Consider the following 24389-nt stretch of genomic DNA (forward strand, 5'->3'; position numbering starts at 1 on the left):
TGGTACTGCAGGGGGGACCCTGTGGGAGAGTAGGACGCCGCCGAACAAATATTGCAAAGAAGCCCCCGCACCTCGGTGCGGGGGCTTCTTTGCGTCCAGATTCGTTTTCAGTTCGGATTCGCTTCCCGAGGGCCGCTTCCGTAGTACCCCGATATTACGGTGACCCCCATGAACCCTGATGTGCGCCCCGATGACCGCCCCGCCGGCAGCCGTGACGTCTTTGAGCAGTACCTGATCCGCTCGGTACGCGCCGAGGAGTGTCCCGTGGTCTGTCATACCGGGAGTTCGTGGTGGGGCCAGCGGGAGCGGGCCTGTTCGCGGGAGCGGAGGAGGGCCAGGGTGGGGAGGCCCCGGTCCGGGCCCGAGCCTCGGCCCGTGGAGAGCAGATCCGGGAGTTGGGGGAGCGGGGCCACCGCGGCGACGTCGTCCAGGACGAGGGCAAGTGGTGGGTCGAGGCGACCGGAGGATGACCGTTCGGCCATGCGACGGCCGCGCTCGACCACGCTTGAGGCGAGGGCCGTCAGGAGCGGCATGGCGCCGGGGTTCGACTTTGGGTCCTCGATGGGTTCACCTACCACATAAAGCGTGCCCCCTTCGTTGACGAAGGAATCCAAGGTGAGGGTGTCGGTTCGGTTGGGAGTGCAAGCTTCCCGGACGTTGACCGTGAAGAGCGCGGAGAGGGCTCGGGCCGTCAACTCCTGAGCGATGTCCCGGCGTTCCGGATGCGAGGTGAGCGCGGCTTCGAGTTCGCCCGCGGAGCCGGAGGCGGCCTTGGGGTTCGTACGGAGGATGCGTACGGCTTCCTGGACCTGGGTGCCCTGGGCCCAGCGGTGGATGTGGCGGATGGTGCGCCCGTCCACGGCGGCGGCATGGAGGTAGCTGCGCAGGAGCGTTTCCGCGGTGTCGGCGACCGCCTGGTCGATCTTGGCTGTGGGGCGGACCGGGGCGAGGAGTGCCGCCGCGCGGTCCTTCGCGGTGCCCTTGGTCTCGCAGCCCGCGGAGGGGGACCAGTGGAGGCGGGCCGGGGTGTCGCAGAGGTGGGAGGGATCGTAGAGGAGGACGGGGCCCAGTTTCGCCCGGGCGTCCTTCGTGCTCGACCAGAGGGCGGGGTCGGAGGTGATGACGAGGGCGGGGCCGGCCGCGTCCTGGATCGCCCGGACGGCGAGGGGGTGGCGGGTCTCGGGCGGGCCGAGGACCACGGGGCCCCGCGGGGCCGGCACGGGGCTCTCCCAGCCAGCCGCCCGTTCTTCGACGTCGGCTGCCAGAGAAACCGATTCCAGTGGCGGCTTCGCCGCCCGGTCCGGCGTCGCCACGGGATACTCCGCCGGTGGCCGCGGCGCCGTGACGTGCTCGACCGGCGGGCCGGACTCGTGCGCCCGATGTTCCGCCGCGGGGTGTGGCGCCGCCGGTCGCTCCGCCGCCAGGCCTCGTGCGGCCTCGCGGGGCTCGTCCTTGGTCAGAGGGTCTGGCGTCAAGTGGTCCGGGGCCACATGCTCCGGGGTCACGCGGTCCGGGGTCAGAAGGTCCGGCTCCGCCATGGCGAGCGCCCTGCGTCTCGCTCTTCCCGCGCGCCACCTCGCCACCGTCCCCAGCACGAACACCGTGAGGACCAGCAGCGCCATCAGTTGCCCGATGAACAGGCCCCAGAAGAGCCCGTACCCGGAGAGCTGGTCCGCCGGGGTGTCGGGCCAGGCGGCCGCGATGTCGTGCGGGGTCGAGATGAGCTGGCGTATGGCCAGAGGCGTACGGCGGAAGGTGATCCCGGCGGGCCAGGAGCCGTGGGAGAAGAGGCCGGCGAGGCCGGTCGCCGTCCACACCATGACGGTCATGCCGAGGCCGAAGGCCAGGAGGCCGAGCAACAGGCCGTCGGGAATGCCACCTTCGCCACGGCGGGGGTGATCGCGGTGATGATCGCGGTAGCGACTGCGATCGTCCGGGCTCATCTCGGGCCGCTCCTCTACGCCACTGTGGACTCGGACGAGTCGTCGAGATCGTTCAGGTGTTGCTCCATGAAGGCCGCCGCCCGCTCCTCGGCCTCCAGCTCGGCGGCGCGCAGGGCGTCGTCCGCGAGGTGGTCGGCCGACGACTGCGTCATGGCGCGGTCGGTGAAGACGAGCGGCCGTTCGGTCTCGGTGATCAGGTGTTTGACCACTTGGACGTTGCCGTTGACGTCCCACACGGCGATGCCCGGGGTGAGGGAGGGGATGATCTCGACCGCCCACCGGGGCAGGCCGAGTACCCGGCCCGTCATTCTGGCCTCGTCCGCCTTCTGGGCGTAGATCGTCCTTGTCGAGGCCATCTTCAGGATCGCCGCGGCCTCCTTGGCGGCGGCCCCGTCGACGACGTCGGACAGGTGGTGGACCACGGCCACGAACGACAGACCGAGCCGGCGGCCGAACTTCAGCAGGCGCTGGAAGAGCTGGGCCACGAACGGACTGTTGATGATGTGCCAGGCCTCCTCGACGAGGAAGATGCGCTTCTTCCGGTCGGGGCGGATCCAGGTGTGCTCCAGCCATACGCCGACGATCGCCATGAGGATGGGCATGGCGATGGAGTTGCGGTCGATGTGGGACAGGTCGAACACGGTGAGCGGGGCGTCGAGGTCGATGCCGACGGTCGTCGGGCCGTCGAACATGCCCCGCAGGTCACCGTCGACGAGGCGGTCGAGGACGAGGGCGACATCGAGGCCCCAGGCGCGTACGTCGTCCAGGGCGACGTTCATCGCCTCCGCCGAGTCCGGTTCGGGGTGGCGGAGTTGTTCGACGATGTCCGTCAGAACGGGCTGGCGGTCGACGATCGTCTCGTTGACGAACGCGTGCGCGACCTTCAGCGCGAAGCCGGAGCGCTCGTCCAGGCTGTGGCCCATCGCGACCTCGATGATCGTCCGGAGCAGTGCGAGCTGTCCGGTCGTCGTGATCGCCGGGTCGAGCGGGTTGAGCCGGATCCCCATGTCCAGGGCCGCGGTCGGGTCGAGGCGGACGGGGGTCAGTCCCAGTTCCTCGGCGATGAGGTTCCACTCACCGACCCCGTCCTCGCCCTGTGCGTCCAGGACGACGACCTGCCGGTCGCGGAACCGCAACTGCCGCATGACATACGTCTTCTCGAGCGCCGACTTGCCGTTGCCCGACTCGCCGAGGACCAGCCAGTGCGGCGCGGGGAGCTGCTGTCCGTACAGCTGGAAGGGGTCGTAGATGTATCCCTTTCCGGAGTAGACCTCGCGGCCGATGATGACGCCGGAGTCGCCGAGGCCGGGGGCGGCGGTCGGCAGGTAGACGGCCTGGGCCTGGCCGGTGGAGGTGCGCACCGGCGGTCGGGTCGTCTCGACCTTGCCGAAGAGGAAGGACGTGAAGCTTTCCGTGAGGACGGACAGCGGGTCCCGCATAGAGTCCTACCTCCGGATACCGGTCGCGAACGGGAGTGTGTTGACGAAGGCTCGGTGGTGCTCGCGGTCGCACCACTCCAGCTTCAGGTACGACTTGCCGGCCGAGGCCCTTATCGTCCGCTTGTCGCGGGCGAGGGCTTCGGGGTTGCGGGACGAGACGGTGATGTACCCGACGAGGTTGACGCCGGCGGCGCCGCTGGCGAGGTCCTGGCCGCGCTGGTCGACGCGGTTGTGCGAGGCGACGTCGCGCGGGTCGACGGTCCGGTTCATCTTGGCCTGGCGGCTGGCCTCGGCGTCGTCGTTCGTCTTCTCGGTCAGCATCCGCTCGATGGCGATCTCGGTGGGTTCGAGGTCCATGGTGACGGCGACCGTGCGGATCACGTCCGGGGTGTGGACGAGCAGCGGAGCGAGGAAGTTGACGCCCACCGGGGTCATCGGCCACTCCTTCACCCAGGCCGTGGAGTGGCACCAGGGGGCGCGGGTGGAGGACTCGCGGGTCTTGGCCTGGAGGTAGGTCGGCTCCATGGCGTCCAGTTCGGCCGGCCAGGCGTTGCGCCTGGTCATCGCCTGGATGTGGTCGATGGGGTGGTCCGGGTCGTACATCGAGTGCACGAGGGAGGAGAGTCTGCCCTGGCCGAGTGGCTGGCGGACCCGGATGTCGGCCTCCTGGAGGCGTGAGCAGATGTCGGTGAGCTCGCGGGCCATGACGACGGCGAGACCGGCGTCCTTGTCGAGTTTCTTGCCGCCCTTCGGACGGGCGGCGCGGGCCATCGCCTGGCCCTCGGCGGCGAGTTCGCGCGAGTAGTGCATGCAGGCGACGAGGTAGGCGCGGTGCTGCTCGCTGCTCGTCGACACCATGGACTGCAGCTGCTCGTACGACTGCTGGAGCCAGCCGGGTGCCCGCTCGTCGCCGCGTACGGAGACGTCCTTGGCGTGGGCGTCCGGGTCGGCGGGGAGCGTACGGGCGAGCATCTGGAGGCGGGTGACGAAGCCGTCGCCGTTGGCGACGTGCTTGAGGAGGGTGCCGAAGCGGTCGACGAGGGCTTCCTGGTCCTCGCTGTCGCGCAGGCCGACGCCCGGCCCCTCGATCTCGATCGCGGCGGTGACGGTCTTGCGGTCGGCGTGCAGGAGCACGGCGATCTCGTCCGGGCCGAAGGGGGCCGCGAGCCAGTTGATGCGGCCGATGCCCGGCGGCGGGCCGACCTCGACCTCGCGGCCGTCGGTACTGGTGCCCGACTCCATGACGTTGCTGCGGTAGGCGGAGCCCTGGCGCAGGCTGCGCTTGTAACTACGGTTGATCTCGAACCACTTGTAGAAGGTGCGCCGCTTGTACGGTACGTAGACCGCGGCCAGCGCGAGCATCGGGAAGCCCATGAGCAGCACGATGCGCAGGGAGAGCACGGGGACGATCAGGCCGCACATCATGCCGAGGAACGCGCCCGTGATGATCAGCCCGATCTCGCCGGACTCGCGGTTGCGGCCGACGATCGCGCTCGGCCGGGCGCGGCCGATCAGATATGTACGGCGGGGCGTGACCGGATGGGACACATGGGCCGCATGAGAATCGGTCGTCAACGCCCTTCACCTCCCGTGCGGTTGCTGTTGCTGTTGCGGTTGTTCCCGGCGTGGGGGGTGTTCATCGGGCTGGAGCGGGGCGGTGGTGCGGAGGGGACAGCTCCGCCGCCGCCCGAGGAGCCGCGTGAACTGTGGGCCGCGACGCCGCCGGAGATGGGGTTCGACGGGCGGGCGCCGCTGTTGCCGCCGCCTCCGCCGTTGTTGTCGGCCCGGGTGCTGTGGGTCTTGATGCCCTGGGCGACGAGGGTGGCGGGGGAGCTGATGGCGGCTGCGGCCTTGCCTTCGGCGCCCTGCATGATGCGGTTGTTGCGGCCGTTGGCGATCTCGTCGCCGAAGCCCGGTACGAAGCGGTAGATCATGGCGCTCGCGAAGATGGCGAGCAGGATGATCGCGAGGCCGGACACGACGGCGGAGAAGGCGTCCGGGCCGTCCTCCGCGGAGAGGGCTCCCGCGAGGCCCAGCACGATCACGATGACCGGTTTTACGAGGATGACGGCGATCATGATGCCCGCCCAGCGGCGGACGTGGCCCCAGAGGTTCTTGTCGACCAGGCCGGCGTAGACGACCGTGCCGAGCAGCGCGCCCACGTAGAGGAGCGCGGCGCGGATCACCAGTTCCAGCCACAGGACGCCCGCGGCCAGGATCGACACGAGGGAGACCACGATCAGCATGATCGGGCCGCCGCCGATGTCCGTGCCCTTGTTGAGGGCGCCGGAGAAGTTGCCGAAGAACTGGTCCGTCTGGTTGCCGGTCGTCTTGGCGAGGACCTCCGCGATGCCGTCGGTCGCCGACACGACGGTGTAGAGGATGAGCGGCGTGAAGGCCGACGCCAGCACCGTCAGCCAGAGGAAGCCGATCGCCTCTCCGATGGCCGTGCTGAGGGGGACACCTCGGACGGCTCGCTTGGTCACCGCGAGCAGCCACAGGAGGAGGGTGAGGATCGACGACGCGGCGAAGACCACCGCGTACTGCTGGAGGAACGTGCTGTTCGTGAAGTCGACCGTCGCCGTGTTCTGCACCGCGTCGCTGAGCTTGTCTATGGTCCAGGAGGCGGCTTTCGCACAGCCCTTGGCGAGGGAGGCGAGGGGGTCTAGGGCGGTGGTGGGGTCGTTCAGGGAGGGGCTGTCGCCGCCGCTTTTGCCGGTTTCTTGTTCGCAGAGTCCTTTGGAGGGGCCGACGATCAGGTCGCAGCGGGTGTCGGACGGCGAAGGGGTCGGCGTCGGTGCGGCGGCCGCGCGGGTGGCGAGCACGATGAACGTGGCCTGCACAGCTGCGACGGCGGCAGTGACCTTTAGTACGCGGCGTGAGCTACCGGGCATAGGTGAAGCCTCCGTACTCTTCGACGGCCTTCGAGATCTCGTCGGACGGTGAGACCGTGTTGTCGCCGTTCACCGGCGCCGGCCCATCCTTCTGGGAGAAGCTGTCGACCTTCCAGTCGCTCTCGGCCCACCGCAGCTGAAGTGTCATGGTGAACCAGTCGTTGCTGACCGGGTTCTTCGAGTCGTCGCCCGCCGTGCCGAAGACGCCTGTGCACCAGACCTCGACGGTCGCCGTGCTGTCCGAGTAGTCCGTGACCTTGGTGCCGACCGGCATGGTGCGCGAGACGTAGGTCTGTCCGGCCGCCGCGTTGCCGTTCTCGTCCAGGCCGACGTTGCTCAGGAACTCCTTGGAGTACGCCTTGTCCAGCTTGTCCTTGAGCGCGGCCACCTTGTCGGGGACGAACACCTGTTGGACGATCTCATCGCGCCTGGCGGGCTTGAAGATGTCGGCCGAGACCAGAACCGCCGCGTAGTTCGCAGCGGCCGACTCCGCCCCCTGCTTGTTCTGTGGGAATCCCGAGGGGATCCCGGCCGCCTTCGACTTCACCGGCTGATCGCCGGAGGCGGCCGTCGGGGCGGTGCCCGGCTTGTTGCCGCCGCCGGCCTCCCCGTCGGAATCTCCGCCACCACGGTTCGCGAAGGCGATGGCCGCAATCAGGAGGACCACGACACCCACCACCGTGACGAGGCTGCGTGACGACGAACGGCCGCCGCGTCGCGCCCCGCCGTGGACGTCGCCGGCGCTGTCGGGGAGCCGCGTGCGCGTCTGGCCGGTGCCGCCGTAACCGCCGTCCTCGCCGCGCGCTCCGTGCTGGTCGCCGAGACTCATGTCGCGTACGCCCCCTCAACCTCTTGCTGTACCGCGTGGTACGACGGTAGCCCCGCTGGCTCCCGCGCGGACACGGTGTGGTGACTCGACATCAGGGAAACGCAACCTCAGCCGGTGGGCACGACGGACGGGTGGGGTAGGGAAGGGGATCGGGTGTGCCCGGCCGGGTCTGAGGACGCCGGACCGGCGGTCGCCTAGACGGCCATGCCGTACACGATGGTGAAGAGCGTGCCCAGTGAACCGATGATGAAGACTCCGGTGAGCCCCGCGATGATCAGGCCTTTGCCCTGCTCCGCGCTGAAGGTGTCGCGCAGGGCTGTCGCGCCGATGCGTTGCTTCGCCGCTCCCCAGATCGCGATGCCGAGGCACAGGAGGATGGCGACCGCCATCACGACCTCGATCATTACCCGAGCCTCGTTGCCCAGGGTGCCGAACGGGCCCCAGTCCGGAGCGATTCCGCCGATGATCGTGTTGATGTCGCCCTTTTCGGCTGCGAAAAGCATGTAAGTCACCGCCCCTAGTGGGTTGTTCTGCCTCCCCTGCCACTCTGCGCAGAGGTCACGGCTATTGTCGCTGACAATGACGCTGTCGCATGTCGACTTGGCGTCATTGGTTGGCGGGTTTCGTACGAATCCCTTGTCACCGGCGCTCGCGGCACCCCTTCGGGGGCGCGGGACGGTATACGAGGAGGCGTATCGTCACTCTGTGTATCACGGCAGGTCACGCCGGGCAATGAAGTGGGTGCGGAACCTGTGGTGTGGTTCCGTCGTTAGTCCCTTCCTGCGCGACTGCCGCCTGATGGTGGCCGACTCCGCCTGTCCATCGAGCCCGACTCCGTCCCGTGTGCGCCGGTCCGTCGTGCTGATGTCTTCTGGGTCGTACGTCTCCTGGTGAGTAGACGTCACCCGTTTTGTGCTGGGCGAAGGTTATCCCGGGTGGGGCGATGGGGTGTGCCGGGGTGGGGGTGCGTGCTGCGCAACGGAGTGCCTTGCGGGTGGGATTGGCAACGGGGCGGAGTCCTCCTTACGGCTGCGACTACTGTCCAGTAACCTCGCACGGCAGGCCGCCCAGGCCCTTGTGGGCCGCATAGGAGGAACCGTGCCACGCTCTGAACGCTCGCCCCTGTTGCTCGCCGGCCTGTTGGCGTCCGCCGCAGTCGCCCACTTCGCGGTGCCCCGGCAGTTCGACTCGACCATTCCGCGTGCGCTGCCGGGTGAGCCTCGCACCTGGACGTACGCGAGCGGTGTCGTCGAGCTGGCGCTGGCGGCCGGGGTGGCGGTGCCCCGTACGAGGCGGGTGGCGGCGCTGGCCACCGCGGCGTTCTTCGTCGGGGTGTTCCCCGCCAATGTCCAGATGGCCGTGGACTGGCGTCACCGGCCCGCGCCCCAGAAGGCCGCGGCCCTGGCCCGGCTGCCGCTTCAGGTGCCGCTGGTGCTGTGGGCACGGGGTGTGGCGCGAGGTGGTTCCGCGGGGCGGTCCGCCTAGTTCTAGGGCTTGGCGCCCTGCTCGCCCCCGAGCGGATCCGTGTCCGGCGCCTCCACTCCCTCCACTCCCTCCACGAAGTGGTCGAACTCGCCTGCCTGTACGCCGAGTACGAAGGCGTCCCACTTCTTCTGGGTGGTCGTGACGACCGTCTCGGGGTCGCTGGTCTCGCGGATGTAGACGAGGTCGTTGTCGCCGAAGGCGAGCTCGATCCAGGGGCCCGGGCCGGTTGCCTCCGGCGGGGCAGCGCGTTCCCAGGTGAGGTTCGCGGGGATGTCAGACATGGGTCGGGCTCTCTTTGAGTACGTGGATGAGGGCGGCGAAGGCGTGGGGGGTGGCCCCGAGTATGGAGTGGGCCGGGTCGCCGCTTTCTGTGAGGTGGATGACGCCGGCGGGGGTGGTGGCTATGTGTACGCAGGAGGCTCCCTCGGAGCAGTACGACGACTTCTGCCAACGTGGGTTCATGGGCATTCCCTTCACAGCTCTCGCATCACGTGCTGGATGAGGTCGCGGGTCTTCTCCGGTGAGATCGTGATCCTCTCGATCCGGTCGAACAGTGTGCGGTACTTGTGCAACTGTGCGTCGGCGTCGAGGAACGCGAGGCCGTGGGCTTGATCGAGATACACGGTGTCGAGCTGCGATACGGGGCCGTGGGCGTAGTGGATCGATTGGCCGGACCCCGGGTAGGCCCCGGCGTCGAAGGTGATGGCCCGCAAGGTGATGCGCTCTCGGTCGCTCATGTCGAGCAGGTGCTGGAGCTGCTGTCGGGCCACGGTCGGTCCGCCGACCTTCATACGCAGGGCCGCCTCGTGGATGACGGCTTCGTACGGAGTGGGGTCGTCGCGGTAGAGCACGCTCTGTCGCTTGATGCGGAACGACAGGCGGTACTCGATATCGGGCGGTGTGAGTTCGGTGACCGCTTGGCGGAAGATCTCACGAGCGTGGTCGAGGGTCTGGAGCAGGCCCGGGATGCGAGCCGTGACGCTGTCGCGCAATGACGTGGCGTGATGTTCCAGTTCGGGTAGGTCCAGCAGCGGGCTGGGTACGAACTCGCGGTACTCCTCCCACCAGCCGCGCCTACGGTCGTTCGTCATGTTGGTGAGGGCTTCGATCAGGGCCTTGTCCGGGCAGTCGTAGTGGCAGGCCAGTAGGCGTACACGGTCCGGGCTCACGCCCATGCGGCCGGACTCCATGTTGCTGATCTGGTTCTGCTTCATGCCCAGGAGTTGACCCGCCTCGGTGGACGTCAGCCCCGCACGTCCACGGAGTTTGCGCAGCTCAGCGCCCAAACGGAGTTGACGTCCCGTCGGGTTGCTTCTCACGGTTCGCTTTGCCTCTCGCCACGGCTGGTCACTTACACGAGTGGGAGCCTAGCCCTTTTCGAGAATTCCGATAACTCATTATCGGTTCACGCCCTACCTTGGGGTTCAGGCGCCCCGCTCAGAAGTACCCCGCTCGACGGAGCGACCGCGGTCACTGAGCAACCGTCCAACTCCTCTACGTGATCGGAGACTTCTGATGGCAACCGTATCCCCGTCCCGGACCTACACCCTCACGCTCCCGCGCGACCCCCGTGCCCCGGGCATCGCCCGCGTGACCCTGCGTACCGTCCTCGCCGCGCATGACCTCGCCCGGCTCACCCCCACCGCTGAGCTGGTCGCCGCCGAGCTGCTCGCCAATGCCCACCTCCACACCGGCGGCCCGTACGCCCTACGGCTGCGGGCCGTCGATGCCGGGCGGGTGCGTATCGGTGTGTGGGACTCCGACCCCACCGTCCCGAAGGGCTTCGACGAGCCCGGTGTCGTACCGCCGGACATGGCGGAGAGCGGGCGCGGGCTGCACCTCGTGCAGGCGTGCGCCGATACGTGGGGCGCGTACGCGCCGAGCGGAGGCCGGGGCGGGAAGCTGCTGTGGGCCGAGTGTCAGTGACGTGACCTAGGGTGATGGTAGGTGGTCGGAACGTGAGGGGGAGTGGTGTGACAGAGGTTGAGCAGCGGCTCAGGATGACGGCGTGCACCCGTGCGGGTCGTGAAACGGACGCAGTGGAGAGACCGCGCAGTACGGCAGTTTCACTGCCGAGGTCGGACATCGTGACGGTGTCGTCAGTGCCGCGGATCCGTCCCAAGCCCCGCCCCGGAAATCTGCGCGAGGTCGCCGAGAATCTTGAGGAGGCGACAGGTCTGCGGGTGCAGGTTCTGAGAGGGAAGTTCGTGATGTCCCCGACGCCGCGTGGCAAGCGCGCCAAAGTGATCTATCTCCTTGAAGAGATGATCAGGCCGCAGCTGCCGCCGGAGCTTGTCGCTGTGAAGATGTCGTCCATCGAGATGCCGGATGAACCGGACGACTACGTGACGCCGGATCTCTTGGTCTGCCCCTGTGAGTTCTTGGAGTCGGACGACTGGCTGCTCGATCCGCGCGATATCGAAGTCGCCGTCGAGGTCATCTCGCAGTCCGAGAAGTCCAGGGAGATCAGGGACAAGACCGACTGGTACGCCGTCGCGGGCGTGGCGGCCCTCCTTGCCATCGACCCTCGGAAGGGCACCTGGGCCCTTCACACCCATCCGGACAACGGTGCCTATCGGGAGGTGCTGCCCGGCAAGTTCGGGGAGCCGCTCACGCTGCCTTCGCCCCTCGGCTTCGAGGTGGCCACGGACCGGTTCCCGTTGTACGGGGATTCGCCGCGTGCCGGGCGAGGCGCCGACGCGTAGGGGGCAGCGCGCAGGAGTTGGGCTACCGCTTCGCTGATCCGGTTCGTGCGGGATCGCCGCGCTGTGCCGGATATCCGGAAGGGTGGCAGGTGATCATTCCGTGGTGAGGCCGGCGCATCTACACTGACGGTCGGCGGATTACCGTGCGGCGAGGGGCGGTTGACGGTGCGTAAGGCCTGGATCTTGGCGGCCGCCGCAGCGGGAGCGGGGCTTAGCTTCGTCATGGTGCTGGTCGTCGGCGTCTACATGGTCGCCGGGAACCTCGCCAACGGCGTGGGGCAGGGGGCCGTCGGCCTGGCCAAGGGCGCCGTACCGGCGGCATATCAGACCCTCGTGCAGAAGTGGGGCAATCTGTGCAGCGCGATTAATCCGGCACTTCTCGCCGCGCAGCTGTATCAGGAGAGCGGGTTCAATCCCGACGCGAAGAGCCCGGCCGCCGCACAGGGGATAGCGCAATTCATCCCCGGAACGTGGGCCACGCACGGAATCGACGGCGACGGGGACGGCGACCGCGACGTATGGGATCCGAATGACGCGATTCCATCGGCCGCGAAGTACGACTGCTCGCTCGCGAAGTACGTCAAGGACGCGCCCGGAGACCCGACGAAGAACATGCTCGCCGCGTACAACGCGGGGGCGTACGCCGTCATCAAATACGGGGGCGTTCCGCCGTACAAGGAAACCCAGAACTACGTGAAGACGATCACGACACTGGAGGAGAGCTTCGCCGCTCCGGTCGGTCGTGTGCAGCCCTCGCAGCAGGCCGCCGCCGCCATCGACTACGCGCAGAAGAAGCTCGGCACGCTCTATCTCTGGGGCGGCAACGGCACCGCTGACCAGGGAGGACGCTTCGACTGCTCGGGGCTGACCAAGGCCGCGTACGAGAGGGTGGGGATCACCCTGCCCCGGGTGGCCAACGACCAGTACAACGCCGGGCCGCATCCCAAGCGGAACGAGCTGCTGCCCGGGGATCTGGTGTTCTTCTCGGACGACCTCACCAACTCCCGGGCCATCCGCCACGTGGGCATCTACGTCGGCGGTGGATATATGATCAACGCCCCTCGGCCGGGAGCCGTGATCCGCTTCGACCCCATCGACACTCCCGACTACTTCGGGGCGACCCGTGTGACCGAAGATGGCGCGAAAGCATTGCCCACCTCTGTGTGAAACCCTCCCCTGAACTGCAGTGATGTATCTCCCTTCGATAACGTCTGGGTGATCATTCGGTGGAGGGCGGAACGTATAGAGGGGGACTGTGCGTTCCTGTTCCTGAAGCCGACGACGGTGGTTGATGGCGCGGCGCATCCGATGGGGTGCGTCGGGAAGATGACGACGAAGGGCCGCTGCACCATGGCTGGACTCGCCGACTCCGGATCGAACCCAGACGTCGACTTGCTCTACGACATCAATGGTCTCGCCAAAGACGCGCCGCACTGGTTCGACCGCGTCATGGAGTTCGTGGGCGAGTGGGGACTCCTGCTCGTCATGGTTCTGCTGGTGCTCTGGTGCTGGCGGACCGTTCGGCTGCGGGGTGGAGACGATGCCGCCTCCTCCGTGGCCTCACTGATCTGGGCGCCGCTGGCCGCCGGGGTCGCCGTACTCGTGAATGTGCCGATACGGGGCTTTGTCGAACGGCCCCGGCCCTTTGTGGACCACGATGGGCTGGAAGTCCTGATCGGCGGCAAGAGCGACTATTCGTTCGTCAGCGATCACTCGACTCTCATGATGGCGATGGCTGTCGGGCTGTTTGTCGCGAACCGGAAGCTCGGCCTTGTCGGGATAGGGCTTGCGCTGTTCGGTGGGTTCTGCCGGATTTATATGGGCGTGCACTATCCGACTGACGTCGTGGGGGGATTTGCCCTCGGGACGGCGGTTGTTCTGCTGCTTTCGCCGCTTGCCACTGCTTTGTTGACGCCTGTGGTGAAGGCGGTCGAGCGGTCTGGGCGGGGGCGGTGGCTGGTCCACGCGGGTGGCTCCGCCGGTGAGCGGGGGAAAAGGGTTCCCGGGGCTCGGGGCGAGGTTGAGGCCGACGCGGGGGCCGGGGCTGGGGCTGGTGCCGGGTCCGAGGAGCGGGACCTCGCTGCGTAGGCAGAGGGCTGCCGGGGTGGCGGGGGGTCGGGGTGGCGTGTCGGGGCTCGTTGTCGGGTGCCGCTCGGTGGGGGCTTGTCGCGCAGTTCCCCGCGCCCCTAAAAGACTGCGCCGTTCCCCGCGCCCCTGGCCTGCGGCCTTGAAAGACTGCGCCGTTCCCCGCGCCCCTAGGCCCTCTGGCCCCTGGCCTGTGGCCTCGTGGCTCTAGAGGGACTGGGGGTCTTTGAAGAAGTCCTTGGGGTCGTACTTGGATTTCAGGGATTTCAGGTGTGGGGCCGCTGAACCGTAGTACGCCTTGCGCCAGTTGGTGAGGGTGGGGTCCGTGTAGTTCTGGTAGGCCGCGCCTGAGGCGTGGGGGCGCATGGACGTGTGGGCCTGTGCCAGCCAGGACTGGGACGCGGAGCCGGATGTGCCGGGGCGCCAGGCCGCGATGTACTGGGCCAGCATGCGCGAGCGGCGGTGGACGAAGGCCGTCGCCGTGGGGTCGACGCGGTTGATCGCGCCGCCGAGCGCGGTGAGCGCGATGCTTCCCGTGCCGCCCCGCACTCCGGATATTCGGGCGAGCAGGGTCTGTATGCCCGCCGCCGAGATCGAGCGGTCGTAGAAGTCCGAGCGGCCCGCGTACGTCTCGCGGCCCAGCGCGCCCCGCGCCGAGCGGCCCGGTGTCCCGCCCGGGAGATGGCACTGGGCGTCGGTCGGGAAGGTCGAGCAGCCCGCGTACACCTCCATCGACTCCTGGTAGGAACGGCGCTTGAGGGAGACGCTCCGGGCGGAGGCGCCGATCCGGTCGGCGAGGCGGTCCACGGCGTTCTGCAGTTCGCCGTACGTGCCGAGCGAGAACGCGGCGACGGAGACCGTGGGCGTGCCACCGGCCGAGTTCGCGAGGTGGAGCGAGGACCAGATCTCGTCGGGCTGGTCGGGGCCCCACTCCTGCCAGGCCTTGATGACCGCGGCCGCCCTCGACCAGGGCCAGGACATGTTCGCCGTGACGCCCTGTGGCGCCGGATGCGTCTTGAAGCGCAACTCGGTGACGACGCCGAAGTTGCCGTTGCCCGCGCCGCGCAGAGCCCAGAACAGGTCCTTGTTCTCGGTCGCGCTCGCGGTGAGCTGCTTGCCGTCCGCCGTGATCAGGGTCGCCTGCGTGAGGCTGTCGCACGTCAGGCCGTACGCCCTCGACACCACCCCGTGGCCGCCGCCCAGCGTCAGACCCGAGATGCCCACCGTCGGGCACGAACCCGCCGGAACGGTCACGCCCTTCGCGGCGAGCCCGCGGTAGACGTCGATCAGCTTGGCGCCCGCGCCGACCACGGCCTCGTCGCCGGACGCCCGCACCTTGGAAAGCTTCGATACGTCGACGATCAGTCTGCCGTCCCCGGAGGACCAGCCGGCGTACGAGTGGCCGCCGTTGCGGATGGAGACGCGGATGTCGTGGGCGCGGGCGTAGGAGAGCGCCGCACGGATGTCGTCGGAGTGGGCCGCGTACGCGACCGCCGTGGGCTTCAGGGCGTCGAACCGGGTGTTGTAGAGCTGGTGGGCCGCCGCCCAGTCGGCGTCGCCGGGGCGGACCAGGGGCCCGTCCAGATCCTTGGCCAGTGCCCGCCAGTCGGCCGCCGCGGTGCCCTTGGCTGTTGTGGTCGTCGTGCTGGTCGAGGTCGTTGCGGTGCCGGCTCCGGGGTCGGTCTGTGCACCGGATGCGCGCGTCCCCGTGGCCGACCGTGGTCCGGAGCCTTCGTCGCTGCACGCGGCCGACGCCGCTGTCACTGCGACCGCGGCGCCGCCGCCGATGAACGTACGCCGTTGCATGTGCCCCTCCCGTGCCATGTGAGCCTCTCGTTGCTCCCGTGGTACGAGACGGGCCCACGGTCCGGCGGGTTCCACCGGCGGCGCTCCGCAATCCCGGGGCCTGATGGGGTGCCGTCGTGTTCCGGCCGGGGAGGGCGAGCCGGGGTCGCCGTTCCGAAAGGGAGGCCTCCGGTCGTCGGGACCCGTACGTGTTCAACCCGTAAGCGTTCCGTGACCTCACCGCACTGACGGCAGGGGTTCACCCTGCGTTCACTCACGGCCATTGGTCGCTTCACCTGTTCTGCCTAATTTCGGCCTTACCCGGTGCGTAGTGCGGACGGAAGCGAGTGCATGCGCCGGTCGATGAACAGAAATACCAAGCAGTCTCGTCGGACCAGGGGCTGCCCCACGACATCGCACGCCGCCCACCACGGCGGCTTCTGGAAGGAACTCCCGAAAGTGAAGCTTCAGCGCAAGAACCGGCTTCGCGCCCTTTCCCTCGGTGCTGTCGCCGTCTCCGGCGCCCTGGCGCTGACGGCGTGCGGCTCCGACGACACCGGTGGCAGTGGGGACGGCGGCGGCACGACGGCCGCCAGCGGTTCCATCAAGTGTGACGACGCCAAGGGCCAGTTGCTGGCCAACGGCTCCTCCGCGCAGCAGAACGCGATCGACGCCTGGGTCAAGCAGTTCGCCGCTGCCTGCAAGGACGTCCAGATCAACTACAAGCCCGAGGGCTCGGGCGCCGGCATCACCGCGTTCACGCAGGGCCAGGTCGCCTTCGCCGGTTCCGACTCCGCGCTGAAGCCCGAAGAGGTCACCGCCGCCAAGGACGTCTGCAAGGGCGGCACGCCCATCGACCTGCCGATGGTCGGTGGCCCGATCGCGGTCGGCTACAACGTGCCCGGCGTGGACAACCTCGTCCTCGACGCCTCCACCCTCGCCAAGATCTTCGACAGCAAGATCAAGACGTGGAACGACAAGGCGATCAAGGCGCTGAACCCCGACGCCAAGCTCCCGAGCACCAAGATCCAGCCGTTCCACCGCTCCGAGGACTCCGGCACCACGGACAACTTCACCAAGTACCTGAAGGCCGCCTCCCCGGCCGACTGGAAGTACGAGGGCGGCAAGGCATGGCAGGCCGAGGGCGGCCAGTCCGCTTCGGGTTCGGCCGGTCTGGCGCAGAACGTGAAGCAGACCGCCGGCGCCATCTCGTACTTCGAGCTGTCGTACGCCAAGGACGGCGTCAACACCGTCGACCTGAAGACCGAGGCCGCCAAGCCGGTCGAGGCGACCGTCGACAACGCCACCAAGGCCATCTCCGAGGCCAAGGTCGTCGGCACGGGCAAGGACCTGGCCCTCGAACTCAACTACAAGCCCACCGCCGACGGCGCGTACCCGATCACCCTGGTGACGTACGAGATCGTCTGCGACAAGGGCAACAAGGCGGAGACCCTGCCCGCCACGAAGGCCTTCCTCACCTACATCGCGAGCGAGGACGGTCAGAAGCTCCTCGCCGAGGCCGACTACGCGCCGATCCCCGAGGAGATCATCGCCAAGGTCCGCACCACCATCGCCGACCTGAGCTGACCTGAGTGTGCGGCCCGGTCCCCCGGCGGGACCGGGCCGCACCGTCCGGTGCACCGCCGCCTGGAGCCGCTCCGCAACGGTTCCGCAGACCGGAGAACCCGATGGATATATCTACTCAAGACGCACCTCCGCCCCCCTCCGTCGCCCCGACCCCCGTCGAGCAGAAGCGCGCCGCCCGTGGCGCGACCCGCCCCGGCGACCGCATCTTCCTCGCGCTCTCCCGCGGGTCCGGCATCTTCCTGCTGGTGATCATGGCCGCGATCGCGGTCTTCCTCACCTACCGCGCCGCCCTGGCCATCAGCAAGGACGACGCGAACTTCCTCACCACCTTCGAGTGGAACACCAGCCTCGAACCGCCGTCCTTCGGTATCGCGGTCCTCGCCTTCGGCACGGTGGTCTCCTCGATCGTCGCCATGGCCATCGCGGTCCCCGTAGCGGTCGGTATCGCGCTCTTCATCACGCACTACGCGCCGCGCAAGCTCGGCGGCCTCCTCGCGTACGTGATCGACCTGCTCGCCGCGGTGCCGTCCATCGTGTACGGCCTGTGGGGCGCCCTGGTCCTCGTGCCGTACATGGGCGGGCTGTTCGGCTGGCTGAACGACTACTTCGGCTGGACCGGCATCCTCGCCTGGGAGGAGGGCGCGCCGCGCTCGATGCTGACCGTGGGCATCCTGCTCGCGATCATGATCCTGCCGGTCATCACGAACGTCAGCCGTGAGGTCTTCCGGCAGACACCGCGGATGAACGAGGAGGCCGCGCTGGCTCTCGGCGCCACCCGCTGGGAGGTCGTCCGGCTGACGGTCCTGCCCTTCGGGCGCTCCGGGGTCATCTCCGCCTCGATGCTCGGTCTCGGCCGCGCGCTCGGCGAGACCATGGCCGTCGCCACGGTCCTCTCGCCGGACTTCAAGATCCACGCCAGCCTGCTCGACCCGGGCGGCGGCACCTTCGCCCAGAACATCGCCAGCAAGTTCGGCGAGGCGTCGGAGTTCGGCCGTGACGCGCTCATCGCCTCCGGTCTGATCCTGTTCGTCATCACCCTGCTGGTCAACGGCGCGGCCCGCGCGATCATCGCTCGCCGCAAGGAGTACTCGGGGGCCAACGCATGAGCCAGGCCACAGTCACCGACAGGCGTCCCAGCACGCTGCGCGGCGCGAGCCTGCCCAAGTGGGGGCCATGGGCGATCGCCGCGGGTTCCCTCGTCGTCGCGATCGGCATCGGCCTGGGCGCCGGGCTGCACAGCCGCGTCCAGTGGGGGCTGATCGCCGCGATCCTCTACGTCCTCGGTACGTACGCCATCTCCACCAAGGTGGAGGGCCGCCGGCAGGCCAAGGACCGGATCGCCACCAGCCTCGTCTGGGTCTCCTTCCTCGTCGCCGTGATTCCGCTGGCCTCCCTGATCTGGGAGACCGTCAAGCGCGGTGTGAAGGTCCTCGACGTCTACTTCCTGACCCACTCGATGGGTGTGGTCGCGGACTCCGAGCCCGGCGGCGGTATCTATCACGCCATCCTCGGCACGCTGGAGCAGGTCGGTCTCGCCACCGTGATCGCGGCGCCGGTCGGTGTCCTCACCGCGGTCTACCTCGTGGAGTACGGGCGGGGCGGCCTCGCCAAGGCCGTCACGTTCTTCGTGGACGTGATGACCGGCATCCCCTCGATCGTCGCGGGTCTGTTCATCCTGAGCCTCATGGTCATGCTCGACCTGCAGCCCTTCGGATTCGCCGGTTCGCTCGCGCTGGCCATCCTGATGATGCCGATCGTCGTGCGCTCGACGGAGGAGATGCTCAAGCTCGTCCCGAACGAGCTGCGGGAGGCCTCCCTGGCGCTGGGCGTGCCCAAGTGGCGCACCATCCTCAAGGTGGTCCTGCCGACCTCCGTCGGCGGTATCACCACCGGCGTCATGCTCGCCGTCGCCCGCATCACGGGTGAGACCGCTCCGGTGATGCTGCTGGTGTGGGGCGCGGACTTCATCAACTCGAACCCGTTCGAGGGCGCCCAGGCGTCGTTGCCGCTGTACATCTACCAGCAGTACGCGAACAGCGCCGGCGCCAACGCGGCGTACGACCGTGCCTGGGCGGCGGCTCTCACGCTGATCGCCTTCGTGATGCTCCTGAACATGGCCGCCCGCGGGATCGCCCGCTGGAAGGCCCCGAAGACCGGCCGCTGAAGAAGAAGGTGCGGCTGCCGCCGCGCGGGGCCAACCAGTGACCTTTCCGAAAGAAGCAGTGATTGACATGGCCAAGCGAATCGATGTGAGCGGGCTCACCGCTTACTACTCAGCCCACAAGGCGATCGAAGACATCTCCATGACGGTGGAGCCGCGCTCGGTGACGGCGTTCATCGGCCCGTCCGGCTGCGGCAAGTCCACCTTCCTGCGGACCCTGAACCGCATGCACGAGGTCACCCCCGGCGGGCGCGTCGAGGGCAAGGTCCTCCTCGACGACGAGGACCTGTACGCGCACGGCATCGACCCCGTGTCCGTACGCCGGACCATCGGCATGGTCTTCCAGCGGCCGAACCCCTTCCCGACCATGTCGATCTTCGACAACGTGGCGGCGGGGCTGCGGCTGAACGGCTCGTACAAGAAGTCCGAGCTGAACGACGTCGTGGAGAAGTCGCTGAAGGGCGCGAATCTCTGGAACGAGGTCAAGGACCGGCTGAACAAGCCCGGCTCGGGGCTGTCCGGCGGTCAGCAGCAGCGGCTGTGCATCGCCCGTGCGATCGCGGTGGAGCCCCAGGTGCTGCTGATGGACGAGCCCTGCTCGGCGCTCGACCCGATCTCCACGCTGGCCATCGAGGACCTGATCGGTGAGCTGAAGGAGCGCTTCACGATCGTCATCGTGACGCACAACATGCAGCAGGCGGCGCGGGTCTCCGACCGGACGGCGTTCTTCAACCTCTCGGCGGTGGGACAGCCCGGCAAGCTCATCGAGATCGACGACACCGAGCGGATCTTCTCGAACCCGTCCGTGCAGGCGACCGAGGACTACATCTCGGGGCGCTTCGGCTGAGCCGGTCTCTTCCGTAGACCCCTCAGACCCCTCAGCCCCCTCCTCCACCCCTTCAGCCCCTCCAACACCTCAGACTCCTCGCGGTGCTGCATGGCGGTGCCACCGCGGGGCCCAATAGGGCCCGCCTCCCGGTCTCCGGGGGGCGGGCCCGTTGGCTGTTTTCACAGAAGGTTTCCAGCGAAGGACAGAAGGCTTCCAGCGAAGGACGGAAGGTTCTTGACGGAAAGTCTTTACAGGAATGCCAGGTTCACGATGTAGAAGCTGGCCGCTGCCACCAGGGCCGCCGCCGGCATGGTGATGAACCAGCCGAGGATGATGTTCTTGGCGACACCCCAGCGGACCGCCTTCACCCGCTTCGTGGCTCCGACACCCATGATCGCGGACGTGATGACATGCGTCGTGGAGATGGGCGCGTGGAAGAGGAACGCGGTGCTGAACATGATCGAGGCGCCGGTCGTCTCCGCGGCGAAGCCCTGCGGGGGATCCAGCTCGATGATCTTCCGCCCCAGCGTGCGCATGATGCGCCAGCCACCGGCGTAGGTACCCAGGGACAGCATCACCGCGCACGCGATCTTGACCCAGACCGGAATCGGGTCGCCCGCTTCCTCGACATCCGAGATGACCAGGGCCATCACCACGATGCCCATCGTCTTCTGGGCGTCCTGGAGGCCGTGGCCGAGGGCCATGCCGGCCGCCGACACGGTCTGCGCGATACGGAAACCGCGCTTCGCCTTGTGCGGGTTGGAGCTGCGGAAGAGCCACATGATCGCGCACATCACCAGATAGCCGGCGATCAGGCCGACCACGGGGGAGATGAACATCGGGATGACGACCTTCTCCAGGACGCCGGACCAGATGACATCGATGCCGCCCGCGAGCGCCGCGCCCACCATGCCGCCGAACAGCGCGTGGGAGGAGGAGGACGGGAGGCCGAAGTACCAGGTGACGAGGTTCCACACGATCGCGCCCACCAGGGCGGCGAACAGGATCCACATGCCCCTGTTGCCGTGCGGTGTCTCGATCAGGCCCTGGCTGACGGTCTTGGCGACGCCGCTGCCCATGAAGGCGCCGGCGAGGTTCATCACCGCGGCCATCGCGAGTGCCGCGCGCGGCGTCAGCGCACGCGTGGACACGGAGGTGGCGATGGCGTTGGCGGAGTCGTGGAAGCCGTTGGTATAGGTGAATCCGAGCGCGACGCCGATGGTCACGATCAAGGCGAAGGTGTCCATGAAGAGGTCAGGACTCCTTGACCGCGATGGTCTCCACCGTGTTGGCCACGTGCTCGAACGCGTCGGCGGCCTCTTCGAGGACGTCCACGATCTGCTTCAGTTTCAGCACTTCGATGGCCTCGTACTTGCCGTTGAAGAGCATGGCGAGCAGCTTGCGGTGGATCTGGTCGGCCTGGTTCTCCAGGCGGTTGACCTCGATCCAGTACTCGGTGAGGTTGTCCATCGTGCGCAGGTTCGGCATCGCCTCGGCGGTCAGCTCCGCCGCCCGCGCCAGCACCTCGATCTGCTGCTCGACGCCCTTCGGCAGTTCCTCCACGTTGTAGAGGACGACCAGGTCGACGGCCTCCTCCATGAAGTCCATGATGTCGTCGAGGCAGGAGGCGAGGTTGTAGATGTCCTCGCGGTCGAACGGCGTGATGAACGAGGAGTTCAGCTGGTGGAAGATCGCGTGCGTGGCATCGTCACCGGCGTGTTCCGCGGCCCGCATACGCTCTGCGATCTCGACTCGGCCGGACGAGTCCGCCCCGAGCAGTTCCATCAGGAGCTTGGAGCCCGTGACGATGTTGTCCGCGGACGCGGCGAACATGTCGTAGAAGCTCGTCTCCCTGGGGGTCAGACGAAAGCGCACGTGGGGTCCTCGGATTGCTTCGGTGTCGGTCAGGCTGATGCTAGGCGCATCATCCGGCCACGGCTAACGGCCGCCCCCCAGTGTCGCCCATCGGGCACAGTGATCAGCACGGGGTCCCACGAGGGCGTTGGCCAAGGGCCCTATACCCAGCAAAGTTCGTTACAATATACCCGGTAGGGGTATAAGTCAGCAGGAGGACGCGATGACGACCACCGAGGCCGGCGCCACGGCGCCCTCCGGGGAGAGTGCGGCAACCGGTGCCGCGGAGACGGGTGCCGGGGAGATCGTGACGGACCACGACCGCGGGATCCACGGCTACCACCACCAGAAGGGCGAGCACCTCAAGCGGCTGCGGCGGATCGAGGGCCAGGTCCGCGGCCTGCAGCGCATGGTCGACGAGGACGTCTACTGCATCGACATACTCACTCAGGTCTCCGCCTCCACGAAGGCCCTGCAGTCCTTCGCCCTCCAGCTTCTGGAGGAGCACCTGCGCCACTGCGTCGCGGACGCCGCCGTCAAGGGCGGCGCCGAGATCGACGCCAAGGTGGAGGAGGCGACGAAGGCGATCGCACGGCTGCTGCGTACGTGACCCTGCGGGGGCGGGGGCGGGGGCGGGGGCGGGAGCGCGGGGCCGGTGCGTTGTCCGCGAGCGGTGTCACTTTCCGGCGCTGTTGCCGTGTTCCTCGAGGAAGCGCTCTTCGGCCACTCTGAGCACCTCGTCGATACGGTCGGGGCTGAGCCGGTCCTCACGGGCGGCGGAGGCCGCGATGATCAGGTCGCCGCACAGCTCGATCTCGGCGAGGGCCACGTGGTCCTGAACTGCCGTACCGCGCGTAGGAGCCACGTGCATCACCTCTTCCTGCCGTCACCGACTTCCTAGAGTAGGGAGAGGCCCACGGACAGCGCATGGCACCAACGGACCATTTCCGGCCCCGTGTGTTCAGTCCTCCTACCGTCCCGCCCATGGCAGCTGCGGCCCGGCCACTCCGTCACTCCGGTGTCACTTCTCCCCCGTTCCTCCGCCGTTCCGTCACTCGCTGTCCCGCGACCCGCCGTTCCGTCACTCGCTGTTCTGCGACCTGGCGTTCCGTCATTCGGCGATCCGCCCGGCGAAGATGTCCTTCGCCTTCGGCAGATGTACGTCGACAGCGGTTCCGAAGCCGTACAGCAGCGTCGTGGAGAACACCGCGACCGTGGCCTTCTGCTGCCCGTTCACGAAGCTGAACCGGTGGCGGACCTTGCGGACGCGCCCCTGGTCGTCGAGGTAGACGTCGAAGGGGACCGTCGCCGTGGCGAAGCCCTTCGCCGCCGCCCGCAGCGCCGCCTGATGGCCCGCCGCGGCGCCGCGCGCGGCCACTTTGAGGTCGGCGGTCCCCCGATAGTGCCGTACGGCCGTGCCCGCGACCGACGTCCTCCCCATGTACGCCGCCTTGCGTGCGCCGCGCAGCAGCTCGGCGGCCGCGAACGGATCGGTCGCGCCGCCCGTGACCAGGTTCCCGTCGGAGAGGGTGGCCGTGTCGACGCGTACCCATTTGTCGGCGGGCACACCCGCGCCGCGGTTCTTCATGTAGAGGGCGCCCGGTGCGAGGAGCTCGGTGATCGGGCGGTGGCCGTCGGTGCCGGCCGGGTCCTGCGGGAGGAGCACCTTCAGTCGCCCCACCTGGCCCGCGAAGTCGTAGACGCCCTCGCCGCGGATGGTCACGCGGGTGCCGCCGGTGGCCATTTCCATCGACGTACGGGCCTTGGAGGTGCCAGCTCGGATCAGGTTCCCGGCGGCCCCGTGGAGCATCTCGACCGGGTCCTCGGCGGACCGGGCGTCGTCGGAAGCGGCCCCGCTGCCCGAGCAGCCGACGGCGCAGAGCAACAGCCCCGTCGCCGCGGCGGCCAGGGCGACCGCCCCGTCCTTTCGTTTTCGCTGCCGCTCCACCATCGCCTGCTACCCCCAGCCGGGACGTCCTTGGGCGGGCTTCCTGTTGTTCCGCCTAACGACGGGTGGGGGGTGTTGTCACGCCGGTCAGGGGTACGGGGAAGCGTTTGCCCGGCATCGGTACCGTGGAGCGCGTGGCGCGAGAGGAAGAGCTCAGTCCCCTGGAACACCGGACGACAACAGTCGAGCAGGGCCGTTTCTGCCTGGCTCGGTGCACCTGCGGCTGGAGAGGCCCGGCCCGCCGCGCCCGCAGCCTGGCCCGCACGGACGCGCAGACCCATGCGACGGGGGGCACCCGGTAGATGCCGCAGCCCCGTAAGGGGGCGCGGCTGAGGGGCGCGGGGAGCTGCGCGACAAGCCCCCACGCACCCGCAGCCGGACACGTGCGGCCCGCACGCAGCGCTAAACGTGCCGCAGGACCGCGAGCAGTTCGTCGACCAGGTCTCTGTCGCGGGGCTGGGTGATCCGTTCGCGGGCCGCCGCCGGGGGGAGCCAGAGGACGCGGTCCACCTCCCGGTTGGGGACGAAGCGGCCTCCAGTCGCCTCGGCGGCCCAGTAACGCACCTGCTTGGGGCGGTCGTTGGCCACGTAGTGGAGGGTCGTCAGACGGGGGCCGGGGGCACAGGTGTGGCCGGTCTCCTCCTCCACCTCGCGGAGCGCCCCGGCGAGTGCGTCCTCGCCGCTCTTCAGCTTGCCCTTCGGGTGGGACCAGTCGTCGTACTTCGGCCGGTGGACCAGGCAGATCTGCAGTTCGCCGTCGGCGGGCGAGCGGCGCCACAGTACGCAGCCCGCCGCGAGCACCGGCTCTCCGTTCGCGTGCGTGGGGTCTCCGTTCGCCTGCACTG

Annotated in this window: 25 protein-coding genes; 10 read left to right on the forward strand and 15 right to left on the reverse strand. The window is 68.4% G+C overall.

Going from position 1 to position 24389, the window contains the following annotated elements; translation table 11 throughout:
* Positions 1–272: 272 nt before the first annotated feature.
* The 6 genes from AB0D14_RS34545 to AB0D14_RS34570 all read right to left on the reverse strand — a co-directional run bounded on the left by AB0D14_RS34545 (position 273) and on the right by AB0D14_RS34570 (position 7608).
* Complete coding sequence (locus AB0D14_RS34545; RefSeq protein ID WP_362786975.1) at positions 273–1943, reverse strand: type VI secretion protein; 1671 nt, start codon at positions 1941–1943, stop codon at positions 273–275.
* Between the two features lie 14 nt (positions 1944–1957).
* Positions 1958–3382, reverse strand: coding sequence for an ATP-binding protein (locus AB0D14_RS34550; RefSeq protein ID WP_362786977.1), 1425 nt, complete (start codon positions 3380–3382; stop codon positions 1958–1960).
* Positions 3383–3388: 6 nt separating this feature from the next.
* Positions 3389–4957 (reverse strand): SCO6880 family protein, encoded by a 1569-nt coding sequence (locus AB0D14_RS34555; protein WP_362786979.1) that lies wholly within the window; start codon positions 4955–4957, stop codon positions 3389–3391.
* On the reverse strand, positions 4954–6276 hold the full coding sequence (locus AB0D14_RS34560) for a hypothetical protein (protein WP_362786981.1): 1323 nt from the start codon (positions 6274–6276) through the stop codon (positions 4954–4956). The genes AB0D14_RS34555 and AB0D14_RS34560 overlap by 4 nt, the downstream gene beginning before the upstream one ends.
* The gene (locus AB0D14_RS34565; protein WP_362786983.1) at positions 6266–7105 is read right to left on the reverse strand and encodes a hypothetical protein; all 840 of its coding nucleotides are present in this window, start codon (positions 7103–7105) and stop codon (positions 6266–6268) included. Before AB0D14_RS34565 ends, AB0D14_RS34560 begins: the two co-directional genes overlap by 11 nt.
* Positions 7106–7299: 194 nt before the next feature.
* Entirely contained in the window at positions 7300–7608 is a 309-nt protein-coding gene (locus tag AB0D14_RS34570; protein WP_107015212.1) for a hypothetical protein, read from the reverse strand.
* A 595-nt stretch (positions 7609–8203) separates the two neighbouring features.
* On the opposite strand from AB0D14_RS34570, the gene AB0D14_RS34575 reads away from it, so the two are divergent.
* Positions 8204–8590 (forward strand): hypothetical protein, encoded by a 387-nt coding sequence (locus AB0D14_RS34575; RefSeq protein ID WP_362786985.1) that lies wholly within the window; start codon positions 8204–8206, stop codon positions 8588–8590.
* A gap of 2 nt (positions 8591–8592) precedes the next feature.
* On the opposite strand, the gene AB0D14_RS34580 is transcribed toward AB0D14_RS34575, so the two are convergent.
* From AB0D14_RS34580 to AB0D14_RS34590, 3 genes are read right to left on the reverse strand one after another with little or no spacing between them, the layout of a single operon-like run.
* A complete protein-coding gene (locus tag AB0D14_RS34580) occupies positions 8593–8871 on the reverse strand; it encodes a DUF397 domain-containing protein (protein ID WP_362786987.1) in 279 nt (92 codons plus the stop codon).
* On the reverse strand, positions 8864–9052 hold the full coding sequence (locus AB0D14_RS34585; protein WP_362786989.1) for a DUF397 domain-containing protein: 189 nt from the start codon (positions 9050–9052) through the stop codon (positions 8864–8866). The genes AB0D14_RS34580 and AB0D14_RS34585 overlap by 8 nt, the downstream gene beginning before the upstream one ends.
* Positions 9053–9063: 11 nt before the next feature.
* The gene (locus AB0D14_RS34590; RefSeq protein ID WP_362786990.1) at positions 9064–9909 is read right to left on the reverse strand and encodes a helix-turn-helix transcriptional regulator; all 846 of its coding nucleotides are present in this window, start codon (positions 9907–9909) and stop codon (positions 9064–9066) included.
* A gap of 196 nt (positions 9910–10105) precedes the next feature.
* Between AB0D14_RS34590 and AB0D14_RS34595 the strand changes: the two genes are divergently transcribed.
* From AB0D14_RS34595 to AB0D14_RS34610, 4 genes are all read left to right on the forward strand, one after another.
* Positions 10106–10516 carry an ATP-binding protein gene (locus AB0D14_RS34595; RefSeq protein WP_362786992.1) on the forward strand — a complete coding sequence of 137 codons (411 nt, stop codon included), beginning with the start codon at positions 10106–10108 and terminating at the stop codon, positions 10514–10516.
* Positions 10517–10677: 161 nt separating this feature from the next.
* Positions 10678–11295, forward strand: a complete 618-nt coding sequence (locus tag AB0D14_RS34600) for a Uma2 family endonuclease (RefSeq protein ID WP_362786994.1) — start codon at positions 10678–10680, stop codon at positions 11293–11295.
* A gap of 165 nt (positions 11296–11460) precedes the next feature.
* Entirely contained in the window at positions 11461–12462 is a 1002-nt protein-coding gene (locus AB0D14_RS34605) for a bifunctional lytic transglycosylase/C40 family peptidase (RefSeq protein WP_362786996.1), read from the forward strand.
* A gap of 183 nt (positions 12463–12645) precedes the next feature.
* A complete protein-coding gene (locus tag AB0D14_RS34610) occupies positions 12646–13383 on the forward strand; it encodes a phosphatase PAP2 family protein (protein WP_362787096.1) in 738 nt (245 codons plus the stop codon).
* A gap of 204 nt (positions 13384–13587) precedes the next feature.
* Here AB0D14_RS34610 and AB0D14_RS34615 read toward each other — a convergent pair whose 3' ends face one another.
* Positions 13588–15186, reverse strand: a complete 1599-nt coding sequence (locus AB0D14_RS34615) for an FAD-binding protein (protein ID WP_362786998.1) — start codon at positions 15184–15186, stop codon at positions 13588–13590.
* 438 nt (positions 15187–15624) lie between these two features.
* Between AB0D14_RS34615 and pstS the strand changes: the two genes are divergently transcribed.
* The 4 genes from pstS to pstB all read left to right on the forward strand — a co-directional run bounded on the left by pstS (position 15625) and on the right by pstB (position 19760).
* Entirely contained in the window at positions 15625–16752 is a 1128-nt protein-coding gene (gene pstS / locus AB0D14_RS34620) for a phosphate ABC transporter substrate-binding protein PstS (RefSeq protein ID WP_362787000.1), read from the forward strand.
* Positions 16753–16853: 101 nt separating this feature from the next.
* Complete coding sequence (pstC, locus tag AB0D14_RS34625; RefSeq protein ID WP_362787002.1) at positions 16854–17858, forward strand: phosphate ABC transporter permease subunit PstC; 1005 nt, start codon at positions 16854–16856, stop codon at positions 17856–17858.
* A complete protein-coding gene (gene pstA, locus AB0D14_RS34630; protein WP_362787004.1) occupies positions 17855–18916 on the forward strand; it encodes a phosphate ABC transporter permease PstA in 1062 nt (353 codons plus the stop codon). Before pstC ends, pstA begins: the two co-directional genes overlap by 4 nt.
* Positions 18917–18983: 67 nt before the next feature.
* Complete coding sequence (gene pstB / locus AB0D14_RS34635) at positions 18984–19760, forward strand: phosphate ABC transporter ATP-binding protein PstB (RefSeq protein WP_362787006.1); 777 nt, start codon at positions 18984–18986, stop codon at positions 19758–19760.
* A 230-nt stretch (positions 19761–19990) separates the two neighbouring features.
* Here pstB and AB0D14_RS34640 read toward each other — a convergent pair whose 3' ends face one another.
* Positions 19991–20989, reverse strand: coding sequence for an inorganic phosphate transporter (locus AB0D14_RS34640; protein ID WP_362787008.1), 999 nt, complete (start codon positions 20987–20989; stop codon positions 19991–19993).
* Between the two features lie 7 nt (positions 20990–20996).
* Positions 20997–21617 carry a DUF47 family protein gene (locus tag AB0D14_RS34645; protein ID WP_362787009.1) on the reverse strand — a complete coding sequence of 207 codons (621 nt, stop codon included), beginning with the start codon at positions 21615–21617 and terminating at the stop codon, positions 20997–20999.
* A 202-nt stretch (positions 21618–21819) separates the two neighbouring features.
* On the opposite strand from AB0D14_RS34645, the gene AB0D14_RS34650 reads away from it, so the two are divergent.
* Positions 21820–22206, forward strand: coding sequence for a metal-sensitive transcriptional regulator (locus AB0D14_RS34650; RefSeq protein WP_362787011.1), 387 nt, complete (start codon positions 21820–21822; stop codon positions 22204–22206).
* A gap of 66 nt (positions 22207–22272) precedes the next feature.
* On the opposite strand, the gene AB0D14_RS34655 is transcribed toward AB0D14_RS34650, so the two are convergent.
* From AB0D14_RS34655 to AB0D14_RS34665, 3 genes are all read right to left on the reverse strand, one after another.
* Positions 22273–22467, reverse strand: coding sequence for a hypothetical protein (locus tag AB0D14_RS34655; RefSeq protein ID WP_362787013.1), 195 nt, complete (start codon positions 22465–22467; stop codon positions 22273–22275).
* Positions 22468–22707: 240 nt separating this feature from the next.
* Positions 22708–23547 carry a hypothetical protein gene (locus AB0D14_RS34660; protein ID WP_362787015.1) on the reverse strand — a complete coding sequence of 280 codons (840 nt, stop codon included), beginning with the start codon at positions 23545–23547 and terminating at the stop codon, positions 22708–22710.
* A 399-nt stretch (positions 23548–23946) separates the two neighbouring features.
* Entirely contained in the window at positions 23947–24387 is a 441-nt protein-coding gene (locus tag AB0D14_RS34665) for an NUDIX hydrolase (RefSeq protein WP_362787017.1), read from the reverse strand.
* Between the last annotated feature and the right edge of the window lie 2 nt (positions 24388–24389).

Origin of the sequence: Streptomyces sp. NPDC048484, assembly GCF_040651415.1 — a bacterium.
Taxonomy (GTDB): Bacteria; Actinomycetota; Actinomycetes; order Streptomycetales; family Streptomycetaceae; genus Streptomyces.

What these genes read in the sequence shown, in the direction of transcription:
- pstA (WP_362787004.1), top strand. Translation starts at nt 17,855, where the DNA reads ATGAGCCAGGCCACAGTCACCGACAGGCGTCCCAGCACGCTGCGCGGC.
- AB0D14_RS34545 (WP_362786975.1), bottom strand. Translation starts at nt 1,943, where the DNA reads ATGAGCCCGGACGATCGCAGTCGCTACCGCGATCATCACCGCGATCAC.
- AB0D14_RS34640 (WP_362787008.1), bottom strand. Translation starts at nt 20,989, where the DNA reads ATGGACACCTTCGCCTTGATCGTGACCATCGGCGTCGCGCTCGGATTC.
- AB0D14_RS34650 (WP_362787011.1), top strand. Translation starts at nt 21,820, where the DNA reads ATGACGACCACCGAGGCCGGCGCCACGGCGCCCTCCGGGGAGAGTGCG.
- pstB (WP_362787006.1), top strand. Translation starts at nt 18,984, where the DNA reads ATGGCCAAGCGAATCGATGTGAGCGGGCTCACCGCTTACTACTCAGCC.
- AB0D14_RS34595 (WP_362786992.1), top strand. Translation starts at nt 10,106, where the DNA reads ATGGCAACCGTATCCCCGTCCCGGACCTACACCCTCACGCTCCCGCGC.
- AB0D14_RS34580 (WP_362786987.1), bottom strand. Translation starts at nt 8,871, where the DNA reads ATGTCTGACATCCCCGCGAACCTCACCTGGGAACGCGCTGCCCCGCCG.
- AB0D14_RS34610 (WP_362787096.1), top strand. Translation starts at nt 12,646, where the DNA reads ATGGCTGGACTCGCCGACTCCGGATCGAACCCAGACGTCGACTTGCTC.
- AB0D14_RS34655 (WP_362787013.1), bottom strand. Translation starts at nt 22,467, where the DNA reads ATGCACGTGGCTCCTACGCGCGGTACGGCAGTTCAGGACCACGTGGCC.
- AB0D14_RS34615 (WP_362786998.1), bottom strand. Translation starts at nt 15,186, where the DNA reads ATGCAACGGCGTACGTTCATCGGCGGCGGCGCCGCGGTCGCAGTGACA.
- AB0D14_RS34585 (WP_362786989.1), bottom strand. Translation starts at nt 9,052, where the DNA reads ATGAACCCACGTTGGCAGAAGTCGTCGTACTGCTCCGAGGGAGCCTCC.
- AB0D14_RS34560 (WP_362786981.1), bottom strand. Translation starts at nt 6,276, where the DNA reads ATGCCCGGTAGCTCACGCCGCGTACTAAAGGTCACTGCCGCCGTCGCA.
- pstC (WP_362787002.1), top strand. Translation starts at nt 16,854, where the DNA reads ATGGATATATCTACTCAAGACGCACCTCCGCCCCCCTCCGTCGCCCCG.
- AB0D14_RS34660 (WP_362787015.1), bottom strand. Translation starts at nt 23,547, where the DNA reads ATGGTGGAGCGGCAGCGAAAACGAAAGGACGGGGCGGTCGCCCTGGCC.
- AB0D14_RS34550 (WP_362786977.1), bottom strand. Translation starts at nt 3,382, where the DNA reads ATGCGGGACCCGCTGTCCGTCCTCACGGAAAGCTTCACGTCCTTCCTC.
- AB0D14_RS34570 (WP_107015212.1), bottom strand. Translation starts at nt 7,608, where the DNA reads ATGCTTTTCGCAGCCGAAAAGGGCGACATCAACACGATCATCGGCGGA.
- AB0D14_RS34565 (WP_362786983.1), bottom strand. Translation starts at nt 7,105, where the DNA reads ATGAGTCTCGGCGACCAGCACGGAGCGCGCGGCGAGGACGGCGGTTAC.